General features: G+C 61.3%; 20 protein-coding genes and 1 tRNA gene. 14 read left to right on the plus strand and 7 right to left on the minus strand.

Features of this window, described 5'->3' with window-relative positions; translation table 11 throughout:
• On the minus strand, nt 1-1,049 hold a 1,049-nt coding region (locus ACH2DG_RS19550), incomplete at its 3' end, for a peptidase U32 family protein (RefSeq protein WP_395028171.1).
• A gap of 271 nt (nt 1,050-1,320) precedes the next feature.
• Here ACH2DG_RS19550 and ACH2DG_RS19555 point away from each other — a divergent pair.
• The 3 genes from ACH2DG_RS19555 (at nt 1,321) to ACH2DG_RS19565 (ending at nt 4,650) form a co-directional block, all read left to right on the plus strand.
• The gene (locus ACH2DG_RS19555; RefSeq protein ID WP_395028172.1) at nt 1,321-1,575 is read left to right on the plus strand and encodes a hypothetical protein; all 255 of its coding nucleotides are present in this window, start codon (nt 1,321-1,323) and stop codon (nt 1,573-1,575) included.
• A 180-nt stretch (nt 1,576-1,755) separates the two neighbouring features.
• Nucleotides 1,756-3,213: a tRNA adenosine(34) deaminase TadA gene (gene tadA / locus ACH2DG_RS19560; protein ID WP_395028174.1), complete on the plus strand. Its 1,458-nt coding sequence runs from the start codon at nt 1,756-1,758 to the stop codon at nt 3,211-3,213.
• A 189-nt stretch (nt 3,214-3,402) separates the two neighbouring features.
• A complete protein-coding gene (locus ACH2DG_RS19565) occupies nt 3,403-4,650 on the plus strand; it encodes a PLP-dependent transferase (protein ID WP_395028176.1) in 1,248 nt (415 codons plus the stop codon).
• 64 nt (nt 4,651-4,714) lie between these two features.
• On the opposite strand, the gene ACH2DG_RS19570 is transcribed toward ACH2DG_RS19565, so the two are convergent.
• Nucleotides 4,715-5,323 carry an arylesterase gene (locus ACH2DG_RS19570; RefSeq protein WP_395028177.1) on the minus strand — a complete coding sequence of 203 codons (609 nt, stop codon included), beginning with the start codon at nt 5,321-5,323 and terminating at the stop codon, nt 4,715-4,717.
• 82 nt (nt 5,324-5,405) lie between these two features.
• Between ACH2DG_RS19570 and ACH2DG_RS19575 the strand changes: the two genes are divergently transcribed.
• From ACH2DG_RS19575 to ACH2DG_RS19595, 5 genes are all read left to right on the plus strand, one after another.
• Nucleotides 5,406-6,125: an ABC transporter ATP-binding protein gene (locus tag ACH2DG_RS19575; RefSeq protein ID WP_395028179.1), complete on the plus strand. Its 720-nt coding sequence runs from the start codon at nt 5,406-5,408 to the stop codon at nt 6,123-6,125.
• 129 nt (nt 6,126-6,254) lie between these two features.
• The gene (locus ACH2DG_RS19580) at nt 6,255-6,851 is read left to right on the plus strand and encodes a phosphatase PAP2 family protein (protein ID WP_395028181.1); all 597 of its coding nucleotides are present in this window, start codon (nt 6,255-6,257) and stop codon (nt 6,849-6,851) included.
• Between the two features lie 3 nt (nt 6,852-6,854).
• Nucleotides 6,855-8,504 carry an ArnT family glycosyltransferase gene (locus tag ACH2DG_RS19585; RefSeq protein WP_395028183.1) on the plus strand — a complete coding sequence of 550 codons (1,650 nt, stop codon included), beginning with the start codon at nt 6,855-6,857 and terminating at the stop codon, nt 8,502-8,504.
• A gap of 105 nt (nt 8,505-8,609) precedes the next feature.
• The gene (locus ACH2DG_RS19590) at nt 8,610-9,167 is read left to right on the plus strand and encodes an NADPH-dependent FMN reductase (protein WP_395028184.1); all 558 of its coding nucleotides are present in this window, start codon (nt 8,610-8,612) and stop codon (nt 9,165-9,167) included.
• Between the two features lie 116 nt (nt 9,168-9,283).
• On the plus strand, nt 9,284-9,943 hold the full coding sequence (locus ACH2DG_RS19595) for an alpha/beta hydrolase (protein ID WP_395028186.1): 660 nt from the start codon (nt 9,284-9,286) through the stop codon (nt 9,941-9,943).
• 18 nt (nt 9,944-9,961) lie between these two features.
• Here ACH2DG_RS19595 and ACH2DG_RS19600 read toward each other — a convergent pair whose 3' ends face one another.
• From ACH2DG_RS19600 to ACH2DG_RS19620, 5 genes are all read right to left on the minus strand, one after another.
• Nucleotides 9,962-10,798: a zinc-dependent peptidase gene (locus tag ACH2DG_RS19600; RefSeq protein ID WP_395028187.1), complete on the minus strand. Its 837-nt coding sequence runs from the start codon at nt 10,796-10,798 to the stop codon at nt 9,962-9,964.
• A gap of 3 nt (nt 10,799-10,801) precedes the next feature.
• Nucleotides 10,802-11,662, minus strand: a complete 861-nt coding sequence (locus ACH2DG_RS19605; RefSeq protein WP_395028188.1) for a UDP-2,3-diacylglucosamine diphosphatase — start codon at nt 11,660-11,662, stop codon at nt 10,802-10,804.
• Between the two features lie 31 nt (nt 11,663-11,693).
• Nucleotides 11,694-12,200, minus strand: a complete 507-nt coding sequence (locus ACH2DG_RS19610; protein ID WP_224149482.1) for a peptidylprolyl isomerase — start codon at nt 12,198-12,200, stop codon at nt 11,694-11,696.
• A gap of 70 nt (nt 12,201-12,270) precedes the next feature.
• The gene (locus tag ACH2DG_RS19615; RefSeq protein ID WP_395028201.1) at nt 12,271-12,834 is read right to left on the minus strand and encodes a peptidylprolyl isomerase; all 564 of its coding nucleotides are present in this window, start codon (nt 12,832-12,834) and stop codon (nt 12,271-12,273) included.
• Nucleotides 12,835-12,992: 158 nt separating this feature from the next.
• A complete protein-coding gene (locus ACH2DG_RS19620) occupies nt 12,993-13,580 on the minus strand; it encodes a tetratricopeptide repeat protein (protein ID WP_395028190.1) in 588 nt (195 codons plus the stop codon).
• Nucleotides 13,581-13,800: 220 nt separating this feature from the next.
• On the opposite strand from ACH2DG_RS19620, the gene cysS reads away from it, so the two are divergent.
• The 6 genes from cysS (at nt 13,801) to ACH2DG_RS19650 (ending at nt 19,480) form a co-directional block, all read left to right on the plus strand.
• Entirely contained in the window at nt 13,801-15,186 is a 1,386-nt protein-coding gene (cysS, locus tag ACH2DG_RS19625; protein WP_395028192.1) for a cysteine--tRNA ligase, read from the plus strand.
• A 61-nt stretch (nt 15,187-15,247) separates the two neighbouring features.
• Nucleotides 15,248-15,898: a DNA-3-methyladenine glycosylase family protein gene (locus ACH2DG_RS19630; protein ID WP_395028193.1), complete on the plus strand. Its 651-nt coding sequence runs from the start codon at nt 15,248-15,250 to the stop codon at nt 15,896-15,898.
• A 79-nt stretch (nt 15,899-15,977) separates the two neighbouring features.
• On the plus strand, nt 15,978-16,952 hold the full coding sequence (locus ACH2DG_RS19635) for an acetyl-CoA carboxylase carboxyltransferase subunit alpha (RefSeq protein ID WP_395028195.1): 975 nt from the start codon (nt 15,978-15,980) through the stop codon (nt 16,950-16,952).
• Between the two features lie 72 nt (nt 16,953-17,024).
• Complete coding sequence (gene tilS, locus ACH2DG_RS19640; RefSeq protein WP_395028197.1) at nt 17,025-18,005, plus strand: tRNA lysidine(34) synthetase TilS; 981 nt, start codon at nt 17,025-17,027, stop codon at nt 18,003-18,005.
• Between the two features lie 77 nt (nt 18,006-18,082).
• Nucleotides 18,083-19,363, plus strand: coding sequence for an aspartate kinase (locus ACH2DG_RS19645; protein ID WP_395028199.1), 1,281 nt, complete (start codon nt 18,083-18,085; stop codon nt 19,361-19,363).
• A 24-nt stretch (nt 19,364-19,387) separates the two neighbouring features.
• Nucleotides 19,388-19,480: transfer RNA gene (locus ACH2DG_RS19650), tRNA-Ser, on the plus strand.
• Nucleotide 19,481: the final 1 nt, after the last annotated feature.

A 19,481-nucleotide genomic window follows, 5' to 3' on the forward strand; every position in this document is an offset into this window, starting at 1 on the left:
GTCTTGTCGCTCACTTCCAGCTCGAACCATTTGTCACCCGCCTGGCCCACTTGCGTTACCCAGCCGATGGCACGGCCCGGCGTCTTGGGCGTATCGAAAGCGCCAATGTCGTCCTTGCGGCCGTTGACGAAGTAGTCGGTGAACTCGCGGTTGAAGTTCTGGTCCGGGTCGGGCTCGAAGCTGTAGGTGGTTCGCCCCGAGGACGAGCGTGCCAGCGGCGCGTCGGAGAACTCGCGCTCTTCGATGATTTCATCGAGCAGTTTGCGGTAATGGGCGGTGATGTTCTTCACATAGCCCATGTCCTTGTAGCGGCCCTCGATCTTGAAGCTGCGCACGCCTGCATCAATGAGGGCGCGCAGGTTGTCGCTCTGGTTGTTGTCCTTCATCGACAGCACGTGTTTCTCGTGGGCGATGATGCGGCCGCTGCCATCCAGTACTTCGTAGGGCAGGCGGCAAGCCTGGTTGCAGTCGCCACGGTTGGCGCTGCGGCCCGTATGGGCGTGGCTGATGAAGCACTGGCCCGAATAGGCCACGCACAGCGCGCCGTGCACGAAGAATTCAATGGTGGTGCGCGCCGGATCGGTGGCCGCACGCACGGCGGCAATCTGTCGCAGATCCAGCTCGCGCGCCACCACGATCTGCGACAGACCTGCGTCCTGCAGAAAGCGCGCTTTCTCGGGGGTGCGGATGTCCGACTGCGTGGACGCATGCAGCTGAATAGGCGGCAAATCAAGCTCCAGCAGTCCCATGTCCTGGATGATGAGCGCATCGGCTCCGGCGTTGTAGATCTGCCAGGCCATCTGACGGGCAGCTTCCAGTTCGTCGTCGCGCAAAATGGTGTTGAGCGTGATGAAGATGCGGCTGCCAAAGCGGTGGGCGTGGGTGATCAGTCGTTCCAGCTCACGGATATCGTTGCCGGCGGTTGCGCGCGCGCCAAAGGCGGGGCCGCCGATGTAGACGGCATCGGCGCCATGGTTGACGGCTTCAATGCCGATATCGGCGTCGCGGGCCGGGGAAAGCAGTTCGAGCTGGTGGGGCAGGAGGGACATAGGGGCGCGGTGGTGCTTGCTTCGTGCCTGCAGGATGGCCCGCAGCCCAATGCCGCAGCGACCCTTTTGCCATTGACGGCAGGGCATCTGCGATATTTGGGCGAAGCAAGTGGTTGATTTTTGTCAATTTTAACCGGATTGCCGCCTGGTGCGGGTTCTGAGGCCTCGCAGGGCGGGCGGTTCACCGATTGCACGCGCAGACGCCGGGCTGAGGATGTTCGGCCTAGCCGCGCGATAATCGCGCCATCACAACCGGTTGTAGGGGGGATGTATGCGCGCTGTTTTTGGTCTCGTCGGTATCCTGGTGGTCATGGCCATCGTTGCCATCCTGATGAAGCAGAATCTGCAGGCCACCCGAAGCACCAGCGGAGCGAGTGCCCCGGCGACGGTGGAGGGTGTCAAGGTGCCACAGGTTGATACCAGCAAGAATGTGCGGGAACAGAGCCAGCAGATTCAGCAGCAGGTGCAGACGGAGCTGAACCAGGCCTTGCAGCAAGGCGCAGACCGTGTAAAGGATGCGGAATGAAAATGGCTTTCTGTGCGATCCCTTGAATTGATGATTGCTATTTTTTTGTGAGCGCATACAGCGGGCTTTGAGGCGTTGCTGTCATAACCTCGGCGTCTGAAAGCTTGTTCAACTGCAATCGATGCCATGCTCATTTCACGTGATGGGCATGGCGCATGCCTATCCACCTGCCCTTGACCCATGACAGCGGATTCATCCATTTCCCATTTTGAAGACGATGCGCACTGGATGCGTGCAGCGCTGCAGCAGGCCCAGACGGCTGCGCAGGCTGGTGAAGTGCCAGTGGGCGCGGTGGTAGTACAGGGCGGTGTCATCATCGGCCGTGGCTGCAATCGGCCTGTCGGTCTGCACGACCCCAGCGCCCATGCAGAAATCCAGGCGCTGCGCGATGCGGCGCAGCATGCTGGCAATTACCGGCTCGAAGATTGCACGCTCTATGTGACGCTGGAGCCCTGTGCCATGTGCGCTGGCGCCATTCTGAACGCACGCGTGGCCCGAGTGGTGTGGGGCGCCGCGGAGCCCCGCACCGGGGCTGCTGGCTCGGTGGTCAATCTGTTTGCCAATGCCCAGCTCAACCACCATACGCAAACCACGGCGGGGGTGCTGGCCGAAGACGCGGCCGCCTTGCTGACCGGATTTTTCGCGGAGCGCAGGCAGGCACAGCAAGTGGCAGCCCGGGCTGCGCACCCCTTGCGCGACGACGCGCTTCGTGTGGATGAAAAGATCTTCAGCGCTGATTGCGATTGCGCGGGAGGCTCCTGTTTCTATAGTGATTGGCCGCCGCTGGCGGGTTTGCGCCTGCATGTCAAGGACAGCCATGCGAATGGCGCCGGTGCGCCTGCTGCCACGCGCTGGCTGATGCTGCCAGCCAGCCCGTCCCACCAGGGGCTTTTTCGCCCGCTGGCTCAAGCCCTGGTGACCTTGGGTGACCGCGTGGTGGTGCCGGACTGGATTGGCCTGGGCCGCAGCGACAGGCCCAAAAAGGATGCGGCAGTGAATGACGCCTTGCACCTGGCGACTTTGCAGGCGCTGACGGAGCATTTGCAATTGCAGCCCGATATGCTGCCGGACGCCGGGCCAGATGCGCAGCCACAAGCTCCGGTAAAGCTGGTGATTGCCGCACACGGAGATGCATCCCGTCTGGGCCTGGCGCTGTACCGGCTGCTCGCGCAGGCAGGCGTGCCGCTTGCGCGCATGGGGCTGTGGCTCATCAACCCGGCGCTGCCGCGTCACGCCACACCGGCCTACCGCCAATGGCTGGAGCAGGTGCAGCGCAAACCTGTCCTGGATGTGGTTCAGGCACTGCGGACCAGTGCGTCAGATGGGATATCTGCTGCGGATATCGCACAGTGGCAGGCGCAGTTCCCAGACAAGGGGCATCGTGCCGGGCTGCGCGCCTGGGCGCGTGATGCGCAGGCATGGGTAGATGCGGAGGCGGGCAGCATGAACGCTCCGCTGGAGCTGCCGGACGCCAGTCTCGTGAGCGCAGGCGAGAGCGCCCAATGGTGGCCGTGGCCTGCGCTGGCGTCATTGGAGACAGTTCCCCGCCTGTGCCCAGGTGGAGATTGGCTGCCGTTGCAAAATCCGCAGGCATTGCTGGAGCACGCCGCTTTTTTCCGATCCACACCGCAGCAGTGATGACAATGTGACTGTGCTTACCCGCCTGGGCGTGCCATCGGGCCTGCCCTGCTGCACAATGGCTGCTGACCAGTAGTTGTTGGGGTTTGCGCAGAGGGTGCTCGGGCCGGACATGGTTCGCATGAAGATGCCCATTGTCGTCCCTTGTCCGCGCAGGCCCTCATTGTTTTTGCTTTCACACGTTTTGCCATGACCGAGCCTCGTACACCAGCCCCATCGGCACTGACCGACCTGATTCACCATCCTTATGCGCCGACTGCGCCTTTTTCTGCGCCCCAGCCGGGTGTATTCAAGGCATCGAGCATCTTTTTCCCCAATGTGCAGGCCATGCGCTGTTGGGACTGGAAGGACAAGAGCGCCTTCACCTATGGCCTGCATGGCACGCCTACCGCCTACATTCTGGAAGAGCGCATTGCCGCTCTGGAGGGCGGCAAGCACTGCCTGCTGGTGACCAGTGGGCTCGCCGCGATTTCCGTGGTGGGTCTTGCCATGCTTCGTGCGGGCGACCATGTGCTGCTGCCCGACAACGTCTATGGCCCGAGCAAGGGCTTTGCCGAAAGCGAATTGGCACGCTATGGCGTGAGCGTGGGCTATTACCAGCCGCTCAGCGTGGAGCACTGTGCCAGCCAGATCCAGCCCAACACCCGCCTGGTCTGGCTGGAGGCTGCAGGCTCGGTGAGCATGGAGTTTCCCGACCTCCGCGCCCTGGTGCAGCTGTGCAGAGACAAAGGTATTCCCACTGCTATCGACAACACCTGGGGTGCGGGCCTCGCCTTCAATGTGTTCGATCTGGACGGTGACGGCTCGCACCGCCTGGGTGTCGATATCTCGGCGCACGCCCTCACCAAATACCCCAGTGGCGGCGGCGATGTGCTGATGGGCTCCATCACCTCGCGCGATCCGGCCATCCATCGCCGCCTGCAAGCCACGCATATGCACATGGGTTTTGGTGTGGGCGTCAACGACGTGGAAACGATTCTGCGCAGCCTGCCCAGCATGTCATTGCGCTACTACGCGCACGATGCGGCGGCGCGCCAGTTGGCAGGCTTCATGGCGCAGCAGGCGGCGGTGGTGCAGGTGCTGCACCCTGCGCTGGAGGGCTCGCCCGGTCACGCGTACTGGAAAGCGCAGTGCGGCGGAAAAAACGGCCCGCACGGGCTCGAAGGCGCTGCGGCGGGTCTTTTCAGCGTGGTGATCGATCCGCGCTACACCCAGGCTCAGATTGACCTGTTCTGCGAAAGCCTGAGCTGGTTCAAGCTGGCGTACAGCTGGGGCGGTCCCATCAGCCTGGTGGTGCCCTACAAGATTGGCAGCATGCGTTCGCTGCCGGAAGAGAGCTTGAAGCCGGGCACGGTGGTGCGCTTCTCGATTGGCCTGGAAGACGCGGCTGACCTGCAGGCAGACCTGGCGCAGGCGCTGCAGAAGGCGTTTGGCTGAATACAGCGTGAAGCGGTGTAGCGCCCGTTGTTCAGGTTTTTGAGGTGAAAACCTGCTCTGCGTGCTACATCAGCTTCTGCAGTTGAGGCCACACATTGGCCAGCAAGGTGGGGTGGGCGCTGGCGAGCGGGTGGATGCGGTCGGCCTGAAAGTTCTTGCCGGCATCGGGTACATCGGCCACGCCTTGCAGCAAGAAGGGCACGAGGCCGGTCTTCTTGTCGGCGGCCAGTGTGGTGAATACCTTGGCGAAATCGGCGGTATACCGTGCACCGTAGTTGGGCGGCACCTGCATGCCCAGCAACAGCACCTTGGCTCCCGATTGCTGCGCGCTGTCTACCATTGCAGCCAGATTGGCCTGCGTGCTGGCCAGGGGCAGGCCGCGCAGGGCGTCATTGGCGCCCAGTTCAATCACCACGATCTTTGGCTGGTGCTGCTTGAGAAGACCTGCCAGGCGAGCGCGGCCGCCAGAACTAGTATCTCCGCTGATGCTGGCGTTCACCACTTGGTAGGCCGGGCTTTTCTGCTGGGTGAGTCGGCTCTGCAGCAGCGCCACCCAGCCGCTTCCGCGGGCGATGCCGTACTCTGCGCTGATGGAGTCTCCGACGACCAGAATCGTCGCTGGCGCAGATGGCTGGGCACCTGCGACTGTAAAACCCATAGCAGCCCAGGACATCAGGGGTACCGTTACGATGGTACGAACGAAGCGCCGCCTGCCAAGGCGCGTGCCGAAACCGGATGGAGAAAAGCTGTTTTTCATGAATGACGCATTGCTTTCGCAGACACAGGGAGCCGCTACGGTGCTTGAGGCCCGCCGATTGGGTAAATCGGTCACCGATTCCACCGGTACCTTGACGATCCTGCACGATGTGGACTTTAGTATCGCACGGGGCGAAACCGTCGCCATCGTGGGTGCATCGGGTTCGGGCAAGAGCACTTTGCTGTCCTTGCTGGCAGGCCTTGATACACCGACGACCGGCACCGTGATGGTGGGCGGTGAAGACCTGTTCGCGCTGGACGAAGACGAGCGGGCGGCGCTGCGCGCTCGCAGCATGGGCTTTGTGTTTCAGAACTTCCAGCTCATGGGCAATCTGACGGCCATCGAGAATGTGATGCTGCCCCTGGAGCTGTCGGGCAGGCGCGATGCACGCAAGCTGGCCTCGCAGATGCTGGAGCGCGTAGGCCTGGGCCAGCGGCTGTCGCACTATCCCAAGCTGCTTTCAGGCGGCGAGCAGCAGCGCGTGGCGCTGGCGCGGGCATTTGTGGTGGAGCCTGCAGTCCTGCTGGCCGACGAGCCGACGGGAAGCCTGGATTTTGCCACCGGCGAGTCCGTGATGCGCCTGATCATGGATCTGAACCGGGAGTTCGGCACCACCTTGATGATGGTCACGCACGACCGCAGCATTGCTGCGCAATGCAACCGCGCCATCACGATTGCTGCGGGGGCCGTGGTGCAGGACAGCAGCACGGATATCTAACCGCTTTCCACCAGATATTTCCTGCATTAAGACATCGGTAAGTTCATGACGCCACAGTGCCTTCCTGCGGAAAGCGCTGTCGCCGGGTGAATGCCCATCCAGGGCGGCCTTCTGCCTCAGAGGGCTGCAATGGAAGCGATGAATCTGCAATGGTTTGCATGGATGGCCGGGGGCTTTGCGCCCACTGCCTGGGTGTTGGTGATTGCCAAGTGGTTCGGCGTCAATGGTGCGCTGCTGGCAGTTGCTGTATTGGTGTGGATATGGTGGAAGCGACCGGCAAATCGCCCCTATGTGATGGGGACTCTGATCTGCTGCGCTGTTGCCGTATTGGTGGCGCATCGCCTGGCGCTCTGGGCAGGTCATCCGCGCCCATTTGTCATGGGGCTCAGCCCCGCCTACATCGACCATGCTGCGCGTGGGTCGCTTCCCAGTGCCCATGCCAGTGCACTGTTTGCCATAGGCTTTTGCCTGCTGTGGCTGCGGCAGCTTCGCCCTGCAGGGGCGGCAATTCTGGCAGTTGCATTGGCAGTGAGCTGGGGGCGTGTGTACTGCGGGGTGCACTTTCCGCTGGACATTGCCGCTGGCGCGGCGCTCGGTTTCACATTGGCCGGCATTTACGGATGGGTGTGGCGACATGCAAGTCCTGCGGTGACGGGGCGGAGAGGCGAGGGGCTGCAAAGCCATACGCCACTTGTGCAATCTTCGATACCTGCCACGGCGGAGTAGGCCATGGACAGCCTCTTCACGACGCGGGCGCTGCCTGCCCGCTTTGCATGGACAACCGAGGTCCGGATGGGTCTGTGGATCGGCGTCTGGCTGTTTGCTCTGGCATGGGTGCGACCGCTCAGCGATCCCGATGAGGGGCGTTATGCCGTGGCAGCTCTGCAGATGCTGCGCAGCGGCGATTGGATAACGCCTTCGCTCAACGGCCTGCCCTTTTTTCACAAGCCTCCGTTGTATTACTGGCTCGCAGCAACAGGGTTTCAGGTCGCTGGCGTGCATGAATGGGTGGCGCGCCTGCCTTCCTTGCTGGGTGCCTGGGTGGCTGCCATGGCATTGTTTATCTTGCTCAAACGCTGTGCGAGCCAGGCTACTGCCATTGCGGCAGCCGTGGTGCTGGTCACCATGCCGTATGTCTATCTTGCGGCCCAATACGCCAACATGGACATGCTTTTGGCGGGATGCATGACAGCATGCATAGGCTGCGCAGCGGTTGCCACGCTGCAAGCGCGTAACGGATCCGGTCGGCGGCGCTGGATGGGCTGGTTGGTGGGGGCCGGTATCTGGGCCGCATTGGGCTTTCTGGCCAAAGGTCTCATTGCCCTGGTGCTGCCGGGCCTGGTATGGGCCATTTGGCTCGCATGGGAGAGGCGCTGGCGCCAATGGTGGCTGCCACTGCATGCGGCTGCATGGCTACCGGTACTGCTGATTGCAGGGCCCTGGGTGTGGGTGGCACAGCAGCGCCATGGTGGCTTCTTTCACTACTTTTTTGTCACACAGCATTTCCAGCGCTATACGGGCTCCACCTTCAACAACCCGCAACCCTGGTGGTTTTATGGCGCCGTGATTGCATTGGCCGCCTTGCCCTGGACCGGTTGGGCGCTGGCTGCCGGCTGGCGCTGCTGGAGGCGCGGACGCAGGATGCCTCAGGGCAGCGTCGTGAGTCTTTCCACGGCAGTGCATGGTACCCAGTCCGCCATGACTCCATCCGCTGCCGTCCGTAGTCTGGATAGGCTCATGCTGGTGTGGTTTGCTGTCGTGGTGGTGTTTTTCTCCGTGCCGAACAGCAAGATTGTGGGGTATGTGCTTCCGGCATTGCCGCCCTTGGCCTATGCCGTGGTACGTGTGGTGCAGGCTGCTGGCTGGCAGCAGCATGCACGACCTGTTGCTGGCTTGGCTGCAGTGCTCTGTGTGGCGCTGAGCCTGGTTCTGGGAACCGTGGCCGTTCCTGCCAAGGCCCGGTGGCGCATCCTGGGTGCCTTGCCGGTGCAGGCGGCAGACCGGTTGGTGATGCTGGAGCACCTGTATTACGAGGTTCCCTTTTACCTGCCTGCCATGCAGCCGCCTCTGGTGATCGACGATTGGAAGGTTGGCGAGGGCCGTCAGGCCGACAACTGGAAGAAGGAGCTGACGGATGCTGCTGAATTCGATCCGCAGCAAGGCAGCACGGTGCTGCTGGATGAGCGGGCATTGCAGGCCTATGCATGCGCCCATCCGCAGCAGCGCCTGTGGGTCATCGGCACGGCTGAGGCTGCGCAGCGGCGGTGGCGATCCTTGCATGACGAGCCGGCGGCCATGCTCCTGGGCGGCACGCAGGTGTGGCGGATGGACGGTGGCAGGGCATGTACCGGTCTGCAAAGAGGAGGCATCAGTGGCTGATATGAAACCGGTCGCTCTACTCGCTTTTGCCTACACGGCGGGTCACAAACAAGGGGTATAACCACAAGACTTCATCCCCTGCATGTCTGGAAAGTGAGAATGACCGTGGAAAAACTGAAAATCGGCGTGATCGTTGGCAGCAACAGCAAGGCATCGATCAACCAACAACTGGCGCATGGCCTTGTGAATCTGTCAAAAGACAAGGCGGATTTCGAGTTTCTCGATCTGAGTGCTTTGCCGTTCTACAACCGGGACAGTGATGCCGATAGCTACCCGGCTGCGTTCACGGCATTCAAAGACAAGGTGCGCAGCAAGAATGGCATCTTGTTGGTAACGCCGGAGCACAACCGTTCTGTGCCGGCGTATCTGAAGAACGCACTCGATGGTGCAAGCCGGCCCTACGGCGCCAGCGCCTGGGCAGGCATTCCTGCGGGCGTTATCGGTACATCGCCCGGCGGCCCTGGTACTGCGATGGCGCAGCAGCATTTGCGCAATATCCTGGTCTTTCTCGATATGCCCGCCATGGCGCAGCCAGAGGGCTTCATTCGCTGGACGGAGGGCCTTGTGGATGCGCAGGGGCAGGTCGCAGCGGCGAGCAGGGATTTTCTGGGCAGCTACATGGACAAGTTCCTGGCCTGGGTGGCGCTGCACCAGAAAAAATAAGCGCCTGCAATGGATGGGCGGTGGCTGCTGATACCATGCAGCCACTTTTTTTGCGTCTGCGTCACTGCCTTGACGCGGTGCCTTTCCGGGCACTTTGCGATTGCTGGATACCTGTCATGCTGAACCTGCCACTCTCCCATCTGTACCGCGCGGCCGATCCTTCGGTACCCCAACCATGGCTGCTGGTGCTGATGCACGGCGTGGGCAGCAATGAGCAGGACCTGTTCGGCCTGGCGGACTTCGTGCCGCCGGCCTTCCACGTACTCAGCCTGCGCGCCCCGTACACGATGGCTGCGCAGATGTATGCCTGGTTCCAGTTCGGCGTCAATCCCGATGGCAGCCGTACCATTGATGCAGCGCAGGAGCGCGCCAGCCGCGCGCTGGTGGAACAGACCTGCCGTGCAGCCTGCGCTCAGCTGCAGGTGCCTGCGGAGCGGGTGGTTGTGGGGGGTTTTAGCCAAGGGGGCATCATGTCCCTGTCCGTACTGCTGACGCAGCCCGCGTTGCTCAAAGCGGTTCTGGTATGGCACAGCCGCCTGCTGCCGGAGATTGCCGGTGAGGAGGTTGCCGCAGCCGCACTGGCCGGGCACCAGGTATGGGTGAGCCATGGCAGTGCCGACAACGTCATCCCCTTGCAGCAGGCCCATGCCATTCGCGCACATCTACAGGCCACACCGGTGGATCTGGTCTACCGTGAGTACCCCTGCCAGCACAATCTGCACCCCGAGGAACTGCAGGACAGCATGCAGTGGCTCCGCTCGCTGGCGGAGGGGTAGCACCTTGAGGTAAGGTGCCTATGAGGGACGGGATGGCTCGGGCCAGTGAAAGAGGCCTGCAAGCATGCGATCGAGCTGTGGCCACTCCTGACCAAAGCGTACGCGGTTGACAAAGAATGCCTCGCAGGCCACCGCAAAAAACTCGGCAGGGGCCGTGGCGCCATAGGCGTCGAGCCAGGGTGCAGGTTCGCCAAAACGCTCGGCCTTGGTGATGGCTTGGCGAAATTGCTCGAAGGCCTGGGTCCAGGTCAGTTCCCAGGCCTTGCGCGCCTCTGCTGCTGCGGGGATACCCAAAAAACCGGCAGGCAGGGCAGGGTAGCCGTCCGCGCCGCCATTGCGCATGTCGATCTTGTGGCAGAACTCGTGAATCACGACACTGGTGCCGCGCTCTGCCTGCATGGCGGGGTTCTGGTCGATGGCCGCCCAACTGAGGGTGACGGGGCCGCGTTCCATGGCTTCACCTTCGAGCATCATGCGGCGTTGCGATACCAGTCCCGCGTCTTCATGCACGTCACGGGTTGCCACCATGGTGCCGGGGTGTACCACGATGCCGACAAAATCGTCATAAAGCGCAATGGCTCGGCTGGCGTCACCACGGTACAGCAAGGGCACACAGGCCTGCGCTGCAATCGTCAAGGCCATGCGGTCGTCCACCACCAGTCCATTCGCACCCGAAAACCGTTTGTTGTGCAGGAACAAGGCGCTGAGCGCACGCAGTTTGGACTTCTCTTCCAGCGACAGGGCCTGCAAGAAAGGATGGCGCTGCAGTACATGCAGCCAGAGCGACGAGGGAATCTCGGGCACGGGTCGCACCCGTGCACGCAGCTTCAACCAGGTGCGTCGCCACCAGGTCATGGCTTAATTCGGGCGCCCTGGCGGGTGCGCCAGATAGTCTGCCAGAGGTAGGCGTTGCAGGCCGGATGCATCAATACGCAGCACCTCCGCGCGTGCCTGCGCCGGCTCCAGGTCCGTGTCCCAATCGGTCAGGACCACTCGCTGGTGGGCCGCATCCAGTGCGTGAATGGCTGGGCGGTGCGTATGGCCGTGGATCAGGGTCGAGGCGTTTGCACGCTGCAGCCACTCCAATGCTGCAGCATGGTCGACATCGGCGGTGATGACTTCACGCATTTTTCGCGCCTCGCTCTCGCTGCGCATGCTGCCGGCCAACAGGCGCCGCTGCGCCAGGGGCTGGGCCAGCAGTTGCTGCTGCCAGGCAGGGCTGCGGGCCAGCGTGCGAAAGCGCTGGTAATCGGCGTCTTCCACGCACAGCGCGTCGCCGTGGCTCAGCAGCCAGCGTTGTCCCGCAAAGTCCAGGCAAGTGGGGTCGGCCAGCAATTGCATGCCGCTGCGCTGGGAAAAATGCGAGTCCACCAGAAAATCACGGTTCCCGTGAATAAAAAAAAGAGAGTGCTTGGCGCTTGCATCGTGAAGGATTGAGGCACATCGGGCTTCAAAACTGCCCGGCTCATTCAGTGCGTCATCGCCCACCCAGGCCTCGAAGAGATCGCCCAGCATGAAGATCGCGTCCGCCGTGCTGGCTTGCAGATACTGTTGCCAACTGGAATTGGTGGCAGGGAGCTGGGGTTGCAGGTGCAGGTCGGAGATGAACTCGACACTGCACCATGAGGAAGGCGCCACCAGGTGCCCGATAGCCGTTTGCGCCAGCGCAGCACGCACGGCGGCCGCGCTTGCGGAGGGCGAGGAGGGGGAACTATCCATGCGGGCCTGGTGGTATGACCGGGAGCCTGGGTTACAGGGCCACAGCCTTTTCGATCACGATTTCGTCCTTGGGCACATCTTGGTGCATGCCCTTGGAGCCGGTCTTCACGCCCTTCATCTTGTCAACCAGGTCGTTGCCCTTGACCACCTTGCCAAACACGGCATAGCCCCAGCCGCTGGGCGTAGGCGAGGTGTGGTTCAGGAAATCGTTCTTGGCCACGTTGATGAAAAACTGAGCGGTGGCCGAGTGCGGATCGCTGGTGCGGGCCATGGCGATGGTGTACTGGTCGTTCTTGAGGCCGTTCTGGGCTTCGTTCTGGATGGGAGCCTGCGTAGGCTTCTGGTCCATGCCGGAGGCAAAGCCGCCGCCCTGAATCATGAAACCGTTGATCACACGGTGAAAGATCGTGCCGTCATAGTGGCCGCTCTTGACGTAGGCCAGAAAGTTCTCGGCCGATTTTGGGGCCTTGTCTGCGTCCAGCTCCAGCGTGATCACGCCGTAGTCCTTGATGTGCAGTTCGACTTGGGGATTGCTCATGGTATGGTTTCCTATAAGAGAAAAGGGGGAAGGGACAGACCGCAGGATGCAACCTGTGCAAACCTGTACGTTACTTGACGATGGCGGCCGATTTGATGACGACCGGGGCCTTGGGCACATTCTGGTGCGGGCCTGCGTTGCCCGTCTCCACTGCCTTGATTTTGTCCACCACGTCGGTGCCGCTGATCACTTTGCCAAATACGGCATAGCCATGGCCGTCGGGGCTCGGTGCATTGAGCATGTCATTGTTCTTCACGTTGATGAAGAACTGCGAGGTGGCCGAATCCGGGTTGCCGGTGCGCGCCATGGCAATGGTGTAGGTGTCGTTCTTCAGGCCGTTCGATGCTTCGAGCGGAATCGGTGCGCGCGTGGGCTTTTGCTGCATCTCGGGCGTGAAACCGCCGCCCTGGATCATGAATCCATTGATCACGCGGTGAAAGACAGTGCCGTCATAGAACTTGTCGTTGACGTACTGCACAAAGTTGGCCACGGTCTTGGGGGCCTTTTCGGCATTCAGCTCGACCACGATGTCTCCCATGGAGGTCGCGATCTTTACCTTGGGGTTGTCTGCAGCCTGCGCATGGCCGGCAAGGAACAAGGTGCTTGCCAACACCACGCCGCCTGCGCGGGCCATGATGGAGAGGGTTTGCCGTTTGTTGGGCATCTGTATCCTTTCAAGGGTCAGTGAAGAACGCTACAGGCGCCGACAGCGCAGCACCATGCAAACATGGTTGAACAGGCCTGCGTTGCATCGACATAAGGGCAATGTCCGCAGGATTCAAGCTGGAATAGCTATTTTTTTGTTGCGGGCGCAGCCGCGGGTGCGATGGCTCCAGCGGCATTGGCCGGTTGAGCGCGCGTCACCAGAAGGCGCAGCGCACTGATCTTGGGCTGCAGCCGCGTCTGCTCTGCTGGAGCCAGGGTTCCAGCCTGGCTCAGCGCCTTTTCTGCAAGTCGGATGTAGATGTCGCCCAGATTTTCATAGGCTGTAGCGTAGCTGGGGTTGGCGCGAATGGCGTCTTGCAGCGCGCGGCTGGCCTTTTCCAGTTCGTTGCCCTGTGCGTAGAGCACGGCCAGGTTGTTATAGGGCTCGGGAAGTTCGGGGTATTCCTGCACCAGTTTTTCAAAGGTGGCGGTCGCCTGCGCTGCATGGCCTTCATTCATGTGGGCCACACCTTGTAGAAAGCGCCATTGTGGATCACGCGGCGCGTCCTTGATCTTGGCGTCCAGTTGTTCCAGCGCAAGTGCCGACTGGCCGGACTGGATCAGCTTTTCCACGGCTGAATACTGGTCGGCATGGGCCATGCTGGCGCACAGGGCCAGCGCCAGAACCGCGGCGCGGGGCAGCACGAAGGAGGGAATGCAACTGACTAACTTCATAGGTTTCAAGCGCGGAGCACGCGCAATCTGGAGCCTGCAGGCTTATACTGCAGCGCATTGTAGCTGAGGGGCGCCGCGCCCCCGGCCCGCCGCTGGCAACGGTTTGCTGCCGCACAGACATGGGTATCGGCTACCATAAAATGCCGGGCCAGGGGCCTTTTTCAAGGCGCCACGGATTGCCTCCTGGCAATCTTTCCAACCATTATCACGCTAGTTTTTCATGAGTCTGCGTATCTATAACACGCTATCGCGTGCGCTGGAGTCCTTTACCCCGATGGAGCCGGGCCATGTCCGCATGTATGTGTGCGGAATGACCGTGTATGACCTGTGCCATCTGGGGCATGCGCGCTCGATGATTGCGTTTGATGTAGTGCAGCGCTGGCTGCGTGCGACTGGCTACCAGGTGACCTATGTACGCAATGTCACCGATATTGAGGACAAGATCATCAAGCGTGCGATCGAGAATGGCGAAACCATCCGCAGCCTGACCGACCGCATGATCGACGCGCTGCACCAGGATGCTGACGCGCTGGGCATCGAGCGTCCCACGCATGAGCCGCGTGCCACCGAGTATGTGCCGCAGATGCTCACCATCATCAATCAGTTGGAGGAAAAGGGGCTGGCCTACCGTGCAGGCAATGGCGATGTGAACTATTCCGTGCGAAAGTTTCCCGGCTACGGCAAGCTGTCGGGCAAGTCGCTGGACGAGTTGCAGGCGGGCGAGCGCGTCGCGGTGCAGGATGGCAAGGACGACCCGCTGGATTTTGTGCTGTGGAAAAGCGCCAAGCCCACCGAGCCCGACGAGGCAAAATGGCCCAGCAATTATGGCGTGGGCCGCCCAGGCTGGCATATCGAATGCTCTGCCATGAGCTGCGCACTGCTGGGCGAGACCTTTGACATTCACGGGGGAGGGGCGGATCTGCAGTTCCCCCACCACGAAAACGAAATTGCGCAGAGCGAAGGCGCGCATGGCAAGCAATTGGCCAATTTGTGGATGCACAACGGCTTCATCAATGTGGACAACGAGAAGATGTCCAAGTCGCTGGGCAATTTCTTTACCATTCGCGATGTGCTCAAGGAATATGACGCCGAGACGGTGCGCTTCTTCATCGTGCGCAGCCATTACCGCAGCCCGCTCAACTACAGCGATGTGCACCTGGATGATGCCCGCAGTGCCTTGAAGCGGCTGTACACGGCATTGAGTCTGGTGCCTGCGGCAGCGGTACAGATCGATTGGGCCAATACCCATGCTGCGCGCTTCCTGGCCGCCATGAACGAGGACTTTGGCACGCCAGAGGCCGTTGCCGTGCTGTTTGAGCTGGCCGCCGAGGTCAACCGCAGCAAGTCCCCCGAGGTGGCTGGCCTGCTCAAGGCATTGGGCGGCACCCTGGGTTTGCTGCAGGCGGATCCTGCAGCGTTTTTGCAGGCTGGCGCCACGGTGGACGCAGCTTATATCGAAGAGCAGATCGCATTGCGCGCGGCTGCCAAGGCCGCCAAGAACTATGCCGAATCGGACCGCATCCGGGCAGCTCTGCTGGCACAGGGCGTGGAGTTGAAGGATTCTGCCCAGGGTACGACCTGGACCGTCGTGCAGGCAGCGTCTTGATGAACTGCATCAGTTTGACTGAAAACTTCGGTTTGCTAACGACTGACGAGCGCTGGTAGCTATGGTTGGGATAGCAAACAAGCCGCTGTCGGCGGATGACTGGTCGACCGCTTGCAAACATCTGGCGCGCAAGGACCGGGTGTTGCGGCGGTTGATTCCCGAGTACGCGGGCCAACTGCTGCGCCGCGATGCAGACGGTTTTGCCCTGCTGGTGCGCAGCGTGGTGTGGCAGCAGTTGTCCGAATCGGCCGCGCAGCAGTTGTGGAAGCGTTATCTGGCGCTGCCAGGCGCCTGCACTGCGCACGGGTTGCTTGCCACCAGCGATGATGCACTCAAGGCCATTCGCTTGCCGCAGCGCAAGATCAGCTACCTGAAAGACCTGGCGCAATGGTTTGTTGCATCTCCCAAGGATGCCTTGAGCTGGGTGGGAGACGACGACGATGCCGTGGCTGGCACCTTGCTGGAGTTGAGGGGGATCGGGCGCTGGAATGCGGAGATGTTCCTGATCTTCCACCTGGGGCGGCCGAATGTGCTGCCGCTCGATGATGCTGCCCTGCAGGCGGGAATCAGCACACATTATTTTTCGGGAGACCCGGTCAGCCGCAGCGATGTGCGCGAGGTGGCGCAGGCCTGGCAGCCGTGGAGCAGCGTGGGTGCTTGGTTGATCTGGCGCTCTCAGAATGCCATGCCGATGGCCTTGAATACGGATTGACCGGCAGTGGCCGCGTGCGGTTACACTGTCGGTCGTTTAGAGGCTGGCTGCCTGGCAGTTGCCCTCGAGGAGAATCATTTTGGCGAAAAGAACATTCCTGGATTTCGAGCAACCGATTGCGGAGCTGGAAACCAAAATCGATGAACTGCGCTATGTGCAGAGTGAGAGCGCAGTCGATATCTCGGAAGAAATCGACCAGCTCAGCAAGAAAAGCCAGCAGCTGACCAAGGACATCTACAGCGAGCTCACGCCGTGGCAGATCACCAAGATTGCCCGCCACCCCGAGCGCCCTTACACACTGGATTACGTCGGTGAAATCTTCACCGATTTCGTCGAAATGCACGGCGACCGCCACTTTGCGGACGATCTGTCCATTGTGGGGGGGCTCGCGCGCTTCAATGGCAACCCCTGCATGGTGGTAGGCCACCAGAAGGGGCGCGACACCAAGGAGCGCACCCTGCGCAACTTCGGCATGAGCAAGCCCGAGGGCTACCGCAAGGGGCTGCGCCTGATGAAGACCGCCGAGAAGTTCAAGCTGCCGGTGTTCACCTTTGTCGACACGCCAGGCGCCTATCCCGGGATTGACGCGGAAGAGCGCGGTCAGTCCGAAGCCATTGGCCGCAACATCTTTGAGATGGCGCAACTGGAAGTGCCGATCATCTCGACCATCATCGGCGAGGGTGGCTCGGGCGGCGCCCTGGGCATTTCGGTGGCCGATCAGGTGCTGATGCTGCAGTACTCGGTGTATTCGACCATCAGCCCCGAAGGCTGTGCATCCATCCTGTGGAAGACCAGCGAAAAGGCGCAGGAAGCTGCCGATGCCATGGGCATTACCGCACACCGCCTCAAGGCTCTGGGCCTGGTGGACAAGATCATCCATGAACCCGTGGGTGGCGCGCACCGCGACCACAAGCAGATGGCAGCCTTGCTCAAGCGCGGCCTGAGTGATGCATACCGCCAGCTGGCCGATCTGAAGACCAAGGATTTGCTCGATCGCCGCTATGAACGCCTGCAAAGCTACGGCCGTTTCACGGACACCAAGGCAGAGAATTGATGTCGCCCGTGCGTACGTACAGCATGCAAAAAGCCTCCCGATGCGGAGGCTTTTTGCTGCGGGAGGCATGCCATGGCTGAGGCGCGCATCCTTTCTGTGTTGAAGGATTGGCAGCCCGCTTTGCCACTGGCGGTCGCCTACAGCGGCGGTGCAGATTCAACCGCACTGCTGTGGGCATGTGCGCAGCGATTTCCAGGCCAGGTAGTCGCCTTTCACATCAACCATGGCTTGCAGGCTGCTGCGACTGATTTTGAAGCGCACTGCCAGCAACAGTGCGCGGCCTGGGGCATTCCACTGCATATCGCCAAGGTGGCAGCGCACCATGCCCCCGGGCAGAGCCCGGAGGATGCGGCCCGGATTGCACGCTATAAGGCTTTGGAGCAGCTGGCGCAAGCCACTATTGCGCAATATGCTATTAAAACAATAGTACTGGCGCAGCATGCGGACGACCAGGTGGAAACCGTGGTGCTGGCGCTGTCGCGCGGTGCCGGTGTTGCGGGGCTGGCAGGCATGCGGCCAGCCTGGGAGCGGAACGGCTTGCGCTGGGAGCGGCCTTATCTGGCAACAGGGGGGGCGCAAATGGGCGCCACGCAAATCCGTGCCGATCTGCGGGCGCTTGGCATCGCCTGGGTGGAAGACCCGACCAATGCTGATCAGGACCTGACCCGCAATCGCATCCGCGCCCAGGTGTCGCCCGCATTGGCACAGGCATTTCCGCAGTTTGCCAGTACCCTGGCGCGAAGCGCTGCCAATGCCGCGCTGGCGGCAGAGCTGCTGGATGAATTGGCGCACATGGATTTCCAGGCAACAGGCAGTCCGCCAGCCATCAAGGTGCTGCAGGCCTTGTCTGTGGCGCGCATGGGCAATGTGCTGCGTTACTGGCTGCGCACTGTATATGGCCAAACTCCGACTGCGGCGCAGCTTGCGCAACTGGTGCAGCAGTTGCAGCATTGCACCACCCGCGGCCACCAAATCCACCTAAAAGTGGGGCGTGGAACCGTAGAACGCCGAGGTGGGGTGATCGATTGGTACAATCCGTCGGTTTTGGTCTGACTAATGTACGAATCCGACGGCGTGCCAAAACACTTTGCATCAACGCCGAGTTTCGTGTTTCGTCATCGTGATATTCAATGGCACTGATCGTTCATAAGTACGGCGGCACATCGATGGGCTCCACGGAGCGTATCCGCAATGTCGCCAAACGCGTCGCCAAGTGGGCTCGGGCTGGCCACCAGATGGTGGTGGTGCCTAGCGCCATGAGTGGCGAAACCAACCGCCTGCTGGGCCTGGCCAGTGAACTGGCCCCCAGCCGAGCGGACAAATCCTATTATCGCGAGCTCGATATGCTGGCGGCGACGGGTGAGCAGGCCTCGTCCGCCTTGCTGGCCATTGCGCTGCAGGCCGAAGGCGTGCCTTCTGTCAGCTACACCGGCTGGCAGGTGCCTGTGCGCACCGACGACAGCTACACCAAGGCGCGCATTGAATCGATTGACGACAAGCGTGTGCGGGCTGACCTCGACGCTGGCCGTGTGGTGATCGTCACAGGTTTCCAGGGGATCGATCCTGCTGGCAACATCACCACACTGGGACGCGGCGGCTCCGATACGTCTGCTGTGGCAGTTGCCGCCGCCCTGAAAGCGGCCGAATGCCTGATCTATACCGACGTTGATGGCGTCTACACGACCGATCCACGCGTGGTGCCTGCAGCGCAGCGCCTCAAGACAGTCAGCTTTGAAGAAATGCTGGAGATGGCGAGCCTGGGCTCCAAGGTGCTGCAGATCCGTTCGGTGGAATTTGCTGGCAAGTACAAGGTGCCCATGCGTGTGCTGTCAAGCTTCACGCCCTGGGATATTGCATTGGACGAAGAGGCCAAGTCGGGCACTCTGATCACTTTTGAGGAAGACGAAAAGATGGAAAAGGCCGTCGTATCAGGCATCGCTTTCAACCGCAGCGAAGCCAAAATCTCTGTACGCGGTGTGCCCGACACCCCTGGTATCGCATACCAGATCCTGGGGCCTGTCGCCGAGGCCAACATTGATGTGGATGTGATCCTGCAGAACATCGGCAAAGACGGCAAGACCGATTTCAGCTTCACCGTGAGCCAGGGCGATTACAACCGCACGATGGAGTTGCTGCGTGAGGTGGTTCTGCCCAAGCTGGGTGCTGACGAAGTCCTCGGCAACTCCAACATCTGCAAGGTGAGCATCGTCGGCATCGGCATGCGCAGCCACGTGGGTGTGGCATCGACCATGTTCCGCGCACTGAGCGAAGAGGGCATCAACATCCAGATGATCTCCACCTCCGAGATCAAGACCTCAGTCGTGATCGATGAGAAGTACCTCGAACTGGCCGTGCGCGCACTGCATACCGCTTTCGGTCTGGATTCTCCCGAAGTTTCCAAAAAGGCCTGATTTTCAGGTTACAATAGCTGTATTGGAAACGTGACCGAGTGGCCGAAGGTGCTCCCCTGCTAAGGGAGTATGGGGTGTAGAGCCTCATCGAGGGTTCGAATCCCTCCGTTTCCGCCAA

The organism is Comamonas odontotermitis, assembly GCF_040396735.1.
In the GTDB taxonomy this organism is placed as follows: domain Bacteria; phylum Pseudomonadota; class Gammaproteobacteria; order Burkholderiales; family Burkholderiaceae_C; genus Comamonas; species Comamonas odontotermitis_C.